Below are 5,760 nucleotides of genomic sequence, written 5' to 3' on the forward strand. Positions count from 1 at the left end.
GGGCTCGTATGTTTCCCTTGCTTTCGGCGCCGATGAACACAAAGTTGAAGATACTGAAATCGGGGGGCGGCACCAGGATGTCCAAGCACCTCGAAAGTTTGGGGCTGGGTGAGGGGAGCGTTCTTACCCTTCTGCAGGAGCGGGACGGCGACGTCATCGTCAGGGTGATGGAGGGCGAAAGCTGCCTGGCCCTGGATCAGGAGGTCGCCATGAGCCTGATGGTGGCCGAGGCATGAGGTTGGGTGAGGGACGATGAGCGAGATGACTCTGGCGGACCTGACTCCGGGGGAGTCGGGGATGGTCGTGGGAATCGAGGGCAGGGGTATGCTCGCCCAGAGGCTGGTGGACATGGGGCTCTATCCCGGCATCCTGGCAAAGCTCGTCCGAAGGGCGCCCCTCGGAGACCCGATCGAGGTGGATGCCGAGGGGGCGCTCGTCAACCTGCGCCGGGAGGAAGCCCGTTTCGTGAAAGTAAAAAAATCCGGAAAAGAAGAGAACTCCTGAAGGGGAAAAGTCCTGAATGGGAAAAAAGATCGTAGCCCTGGCGGGCCAGCCGAACTGTGGCAAATCGACCGTCTTCAACAGCCTGACGGGCGCAAAACAATTCGTGGCCAACTATCCCGGCGTGACCGTCGACAAGATGATGGGCTGGTACAAGCGGGACGGCGAGACCGTGGAGGTCGTCGACCTCCCCGGCACCTATAGTCTGACGTCCTACTCGCCCGAGGAGCGCGTCTCCCGCGACGTGCTCCTGAAGGAGCCCCTGTCGGCGGTCGTCAACGTCGTGGACGCCGCCAACCTCAAGCGTAGCTTGTACCTGACGCTCCAGCTCCTGGAGATGGAGATTCCCCTCGTCCTCGACCTCAACATGATGGACGTGGCCGAGGGCCTCGACATCTCCGTGGATGTCCCGGCGCTCTCGCGGGAGCTGGGCGTCCCCGTCGTCGCGACGGCCATCACCCACGGGCGCGGGCGCGAGGATCTCTTCGGGGCGATCTCCGATATGTCCCGGTCGAACGCGCGGACGAGCGTTGCCGTGTCCGAGCTCTATCCCGACCTGCAGGACGCCCTGAAGGAGCTGGAGGCGCTGCTGGCCGATTCGTCTTCGTCCGGCGGGGCGTCCCTTCAAGGGACCTTCCCCCTTCCGTGGATTGCCGTCAAGCTGATGGAGGGCGACCCGGAGGTCGCGGCCCTGGTGCGCGAAAGGGCCGGGGACGACGGCGCGGCCCGGGACATTTTGTCCAGGGCGGAGGCCCTGAGGGAGGCGTTCGAGCACGAGAGGGGCATGAGCGCCGACCTCTACGTCTCCGGTCAGCGCAGCCGAAGGGCCGCGGCCATCGCCAAGCGCTGCGTGTCCAGAAAGAACACGGAGAAGGTCCACGTCTCCGAGCGCATAGACCGGCTGGTCTGCAACAGGTTCTTCGGCCCCGTCTTTCTCCTTTTCGTCATCTACGGATTCTACTATCTCTCCTTTATACAGGGCTACAACCTCACCCACTACACGTGGCCCGTCCTCGCCGGGTTCCGCAGCCTCGCCGAGAGCGTCCTTCCCCAGCCCGGAATCATCGAGCTGCCCCTGCTGCGGGAGTTCGTGCTGTGGGTCGTCGACAACCTGAACGCGCTCCTCAACTACATCCCGATCTTCTTCATCCTCTTCGCGCTGATCGCCGTGCTGGAGGACAGCGGCTACATGCCGCGCATCGCGTTCGTCCTGGACCGGATACTGAGCCGTTTCGGCCTTCACGGCCAGTCCACGCTGCCGATGATCCTGGGCGGCGTCGTCCTGGGCGGTTGTTCCGTCCCGGCGGTCATGGCCACCAAGGGCATCCCGGACGAGAAGTCGAAGCTGGCGACGATTTTGACGCTTCCCATGCTCAACTGCCAGGCCAAGCTCCCGCTGTATTTCCTGCTCATCGGCATCTACTTCAACGAGACGGTGCGCCTGCCCCTGCTGGGCGAGGTCAATCAACAGAGCATCGTCATCGTCTTCATCCAGACGATCAGCCTGCTCTTCGTGCTTCCCCTGGCGAAGATCCTCTCCATGACGGTGCTGAGACACAAGGAGACGGCGCCCTTCATCATGGAGATGCCGCCTTACCATATCCCCTCCGTGCGGGGGGTTCTGGGGCGCGCGATCGAACGGATATGGCTCTACATCAGGAAAATTACGACCGTCGTCGCGGCCGTGGCCGTCGTCCTCTTCGTCCTGCTCCAGTTCCCCGGCCTGACCCCGGAACGGAGGGCCCACTACGAGGCGGAGAAGGACCGGGCCGTCCGGGCCTTTCTCGGCAAGGCCGAGGGCAAGAGGCTGGGCGCGGGGCTCAGGACCGAAAAGGACGTCCTGGACATGATCCTGTTCCAGCAGGGGTACCGGGACCTGCTCAAGTCCGGGGCGTCGGCCGAGGCCAAAAAGGCCTACGGGGCCAGGAATCCCGACTTCTTCGAGATCGTCCAGAACAAGAAGGACCCCGAGGCGAAGGAGCTCGAGAGGGAGCTCAAGAAACTTCTGGCCTTCCGGACCAATGCGCTGACGGCCATCCGCAGGGAACGCATCGACAACAGCCTTTTGGGCAAGATCGGCCGGGCCCTCGAACCGGCCTCGCGGTACGCGGGGTTCAACTGGCGCGTCAACGTCGCCGTGCTCAGCACGCTGGCGGCCAAGGAGAACAGCGTCTCCACCCTGGGCGCCCTCTACATCAAGGAACCGGGTGAAAACGAGGGCGCGGGCGGAGAGAAGAACACGGACACGCTGGAACAGCGCATGAAACGGCAGGAGGGGGACCTTACGCCCCTGCACGCCATGGCCCTGATGCTCTTCATGGTCCTCTGTCCGCCCTGCCTACCCACGATCATGGCCATCCGGGTCCAGACCGGCTCCACGGGGTGGATGCTTTTCGCCTTCTTCGTCCCCTTGATCCTGGGGCTGCTCGCGGCCGTCCTGGTGTTCACCGGGGGCTCGGCGCTGGGGCTGAGCGGTTTCGAGGCGATGTGGATGTTCTATCTGATTCCCCTGACCCTGACGATCCTTCTGGGGTTGATTCGGACGAAGCGGACCTACAGCTGACTCTCGGAGAACGGTCCTGCCTTCAGCAAGTTTTTTCATTTTCGGCAGCCTGCGGTCCGGCGCGGACCGCGTGACTGACATACACATCAAAATGGAGGTTTTCGAGATGAACAGGTTGAACGGTTTGAACAGAAAGCTGCTTCTCTGCGTCGCCGCGGTGTTCGTCGTGGCTCTGGCCGGCGCGGCCCTTGCCCACACCCCGCTCTTCTCCTGCTGGGACAACGGCGACGGGACGCTTTCGTGCGAAGGCGGGTTCTCCGACGGGTCCTCGGCCGCCAACATGCCCATCCGGGTGACCAACGAGAAGGACGAGGTCATCTTCGAGGGCAAGCTGGACGAGGGCGGAGAGCTGACCTTCAAGAAGCCGGAGGGCGTCTTCACCGTCACCTTCGACGGCGGCCCCGGCCACATGCTCTCCGTCAAGAGCAGCGAGATCAAGTAGGTGCGATGAGTACGGGGACGACCGGGGAGATCCCCTCCCAGACAAAAAAGGAGTTCTCTTATATGAAGAAGATTGTCATACTCTCTCTGCTCGTGTTGTTTGCCGCGGCTCTTCCCGCATCCGCCCATTTCCAAATGCTCTATACCCCCGAGACGATCCTGGACAAGGGGGGTGACGTCCCCTTGAAGCTTGTCTTTACGCACCCTTTTGAGGCCGGGCACACGATGGATATGGGAACCCCTCGGGAGTTCTTCGTCGTAAACAAGGAGAAGAGGACCGATCTGCTCAAAACCCTGAAGCCCATTACCTGGACCAGCCTGGAGAACAAGGGCAAGGCCTTCGAGGCTGCTTTCAAGCTCAAGGGCATGGGGGACTACGTCTTTTGCCTGGTTCCCGCTCCATACTACGAGAAGGGTGAGGACACGTACATTCAGCAGATCACGAAGATGATCGTCAACAACGGCAGTCTTCCCACGGATTGGGACGCCGACATGGGGCTGAAGGCGGAGATCGTTCCGCTGGACAAGCCCTATGCGATCTGGGCCGGCGGGTTGTTCCGCGGCGTCGTGAAGAGCGAGGGCAAACCGGTTCCCTTCGCCGAGATCGAGGTCGAGTTCATGAACCACAAGCCCAACATGAAGGAGAACAACTTCGATAAGGCGGCTGCGGTGAAAGCCCCACATGATGCCTTCGTAACCCTGACGATCAAGGCCGACGCCAACGGGACGTTTGCCTTCGCCATGCCCAGGGCGGGCTGGTGGGGATTTGCCGCGCTGGGCGTCGGCCCCGACAAGGAGTTCGAGGGGAAGGAGCTTTCGCAGGACGCGGTGCTCTGGGTCCAGGCCACCGAGATTAAGTAGACGACCAGCTCCCCGGGACTGTGAAGTCCCGGGCGCCGAGTCGGTCACTTACGTCGAAGCGAAGCCAAATGGCTTCGTCTTTGACGCTGATAGGCTGCAGCCTATTGTGAAATGGAATCATCGGGAGGTTTGTTGTTATGGGCGCACAGGAGATTGTGATCGTCCTGATTGCGGTTGCCGCCGCAGGATACCTGCTTCGCGGATGGGTCGCCTCCGCGAAGCGGGGGACCTGCGGTGGGTGTGGCTGCGGGTGCGGGGATAAGCGCCCCTCCGATAAGCGCCCTTCCACGGAGAAGGGTTAGACGCGGAGGGCGTCCCTCCCGCGATGTGTCGTGACGCGTTGCGTCGGTTGTTTTTGGAGAAGGAAGAAGGAGGAAGAGGTTCATGCGCAAGTTGTTTTCCGTAATGGTTGCAGGAGCGCTTTTTGCGGCTTTTCTCGGCGTCGCGGCCGAGGCCCACGAGTTCTGGGTGAACGCGGACTACAAGGACGGTCTTCTCAAGGCCGACCTGGGCTACGGACACGAGTTTCCCAACCCCGAGGTCATCCCCGACGACCGCACCCACCTCTTCGAGCCCTTGAAGCTGGCCACGCCGGAGGGCATGACGGAGATGGCGCAGACGGGCGACAACTTCCATTACGAGGTCAAGGCGGACCTGAAGAAGGGCGATTACCTGGTGCTTGGCAACTACAAGCCCTCCTTCTGGGCCAAGGGGCCGGAGGGGTGGAAGCAGGGCGACAAGGCCAAGTACAAGGAGCTGACGAAGGCCGACGCCACCTACGCCGAGGAGGCGGTGATGTTCGCCAAGCTCGTCCTGAACGTGGACGGCGCCGACGGCAAGGACTTCATCACCAAGCCGGTGGGACAGCGCCTGGAGATGGTGCCGCAGGTGAACCCCGCGACGGTGAAGCCGGGAGAGCGTTTCCCCGTGCAGGTGCTGCTCGACGGCAAGCCCGCCAAGACGGCTGAGGTGAAGGCCGTCTATGCAGGCTTTAACGGGGGCGCGAAGGACGGCGACCCCGCCAACGAGTACAAGTGCTTCTGGGGACGCACCAACCTCAACGGTATCATCGAGATCATCCCGGTGAAGGCGGGGTACTGGAACGCCTTCGTGCAGCTGACGGTCCCCTACCCGGACAAGGCCGTCGCCGACGAGACCGTCCTGGTCTCCCGCATGACCTTCTCGATCGCGGAGTAGTGCGTCGTGCGCATCCCCGCTCCCTCGGGAGCGGGGATATTCTCCATCCGCAATGTCGAAAATATCGTAATGATTAAGGAGGGTGCTTTGTATGCGTAAGATCGACAGATTCTTGCTTTCCGCTGCGGCCGTTGTTGTCCTGTCGCTGTGTTCCGCCGCTGCCGATGCGCACGAATTCTGGATCAATGCGAAGGCAC

General features: G+C 62.2%; 7 protein-coding genes. All 7 read left to right on the top strand.

Going from position 1 to position 5,760, the window contains the following annotated elements:
- Window positions 1-8: 8 nt before the first annotated feature.
- The gene (locus tag Q0176_RS05155; RefSeq protein ID WP_366797206.1) at window positions 9-236 is read left to right on the top strand and encodes a FeoA domain-containing protein; all 228 of its coding nucleotides are present in this window, start codon (window positions 9-11) and stop codon (window positions 234-236) included.
- Window positions 237-252: 16 nt separating this feature from the next.
- Window positions 253-504, top strand: a complete 252-nt coding sequence (locus Q0176_RS05160) for a FeoA family protein (RefSeq protein WP_299299893.1) — start codon at window positions 253-255, stop codon at window positions 502-504.
- Window positions 505-520: 16 nt separating this feature from the next.
- Complete coding sequence (feoB, locus tag Q0176_RS05165; protein WP_299299895.1) at window positions 521-3,064, top strand: ferrous iron transport protein B; 2,544 nt, start codon at window positions 521-523, stop codon at window positions 3,062-3,064.
- A 106-nt stretch (window positions 3,065-3,170) separates the two neighbouring features.
- Window positions 3,171-3,506, top strand: coding sequence for a hypothetical protein (locus Q0176_RS05170; RefSeq protein ID WP_299299897.1), 336 nt, complete (start codon window positions 3,171-3,173; stop codon window positions 3,504-3,506).
- Window positions 3,507-3,568: 62 nt separating this feature from the next.
- Complete coding sequence (locus Q0176_RS05175; protein WP_299299899.1) at window positions 3,569-4,366, top strand: DUF4198 domain-containing protein; 798 nt, start codon at window positions 3,569-3,571, stop codon at window positions 4,364-4,366.
- A gap of 137 nt (window positions 4,367-4,503) precedes the next feature.
- Window positions 4,504-4,668, top strand: coding sequence for a FeoB-associated Cys-rich membrane protein (locus tag Q0176_RS05180; RefSeq protein ID WP_299299901.1), 165 nt, complete (start codon window positions 4,504-4,506; stop codon window positions 4,666-4,668).
- An 82-nt stretch (window positions 4,669-4,750) separates the two neighbouring features.
- On the top strand, window positions 4,751-5,563 hold the full coding sequence (locus Q0176_RS05185; protein WP_299299903.1) for a DUF4198 domain-containing protein: 813 nt from the start codon (window positions 4,751-4,753) through the stop codon (window positions 5,561-5,563).
- Window positions 5,564-5,760 lie beyond the last annotated feature (197 nt).

Source organism: uncultured Fretibacterium sp. (assembly GCF_938040765.1).
Classification (GTDB): Bacteria; Synergistota; Synergistia; order Synergistales; family Aminobacteriaceae; genus CAJPSE01.

Excerpts from the sequence above, each read along its gene's own strand:
- Q0176_RS05155 (WP_366797206.1), top strand. The coding sequence starts at position 9 with ATGTTTCCCTTGCTTTCGGCGCCGATGAACACAAAGTTGAAGATACTG.
- Q0176_RS05160 (WP_299299893.1), top strand. The coding sequence starts at position 253 with ATGAGCGAGATGACTCTGGCGGACCTGACTCCGGGGGAGTCGGGGATG.
- feoB (WP_299299895.1), top strand. The coding sequence starts at position 521 with ATGGGAAAAAAGATCGTAGCCCTGGCGGGCCAGCCGAACTGTGGCAAA.
- Q0176_RS05170 (WP_299299897.1), top strand. The coding sequence starts at position 3,171 with ATGAACAGGTTGAACGGTTTGAACAGAAAGCTGCTTCTCTGCGTCGCC.
- Q0176_RS05175 (WP_299299899.1), top strand. The coding sequence starts at position 3,569 with ATGAAGAAGATTGTCATACTCTCTCTGCTCGTGTTGTTTGCCGCGGCT.
- Q0176_RS05180 (WP_299299901.1), top strand. The coding sequence starts at position 4,504 with ATGGGCGCACAGGAGATTGTGATCGTCCTGATTGCGGTTGCCGCCGCA.
- Q0176_RS05185 (WP_299299903.1), top strand. The coding sequence starts at position 4,751 with ATGCGCAAGTTGTTTTCCGTAATGGTTGCAGGAGCGCTTTTTGCGGCT.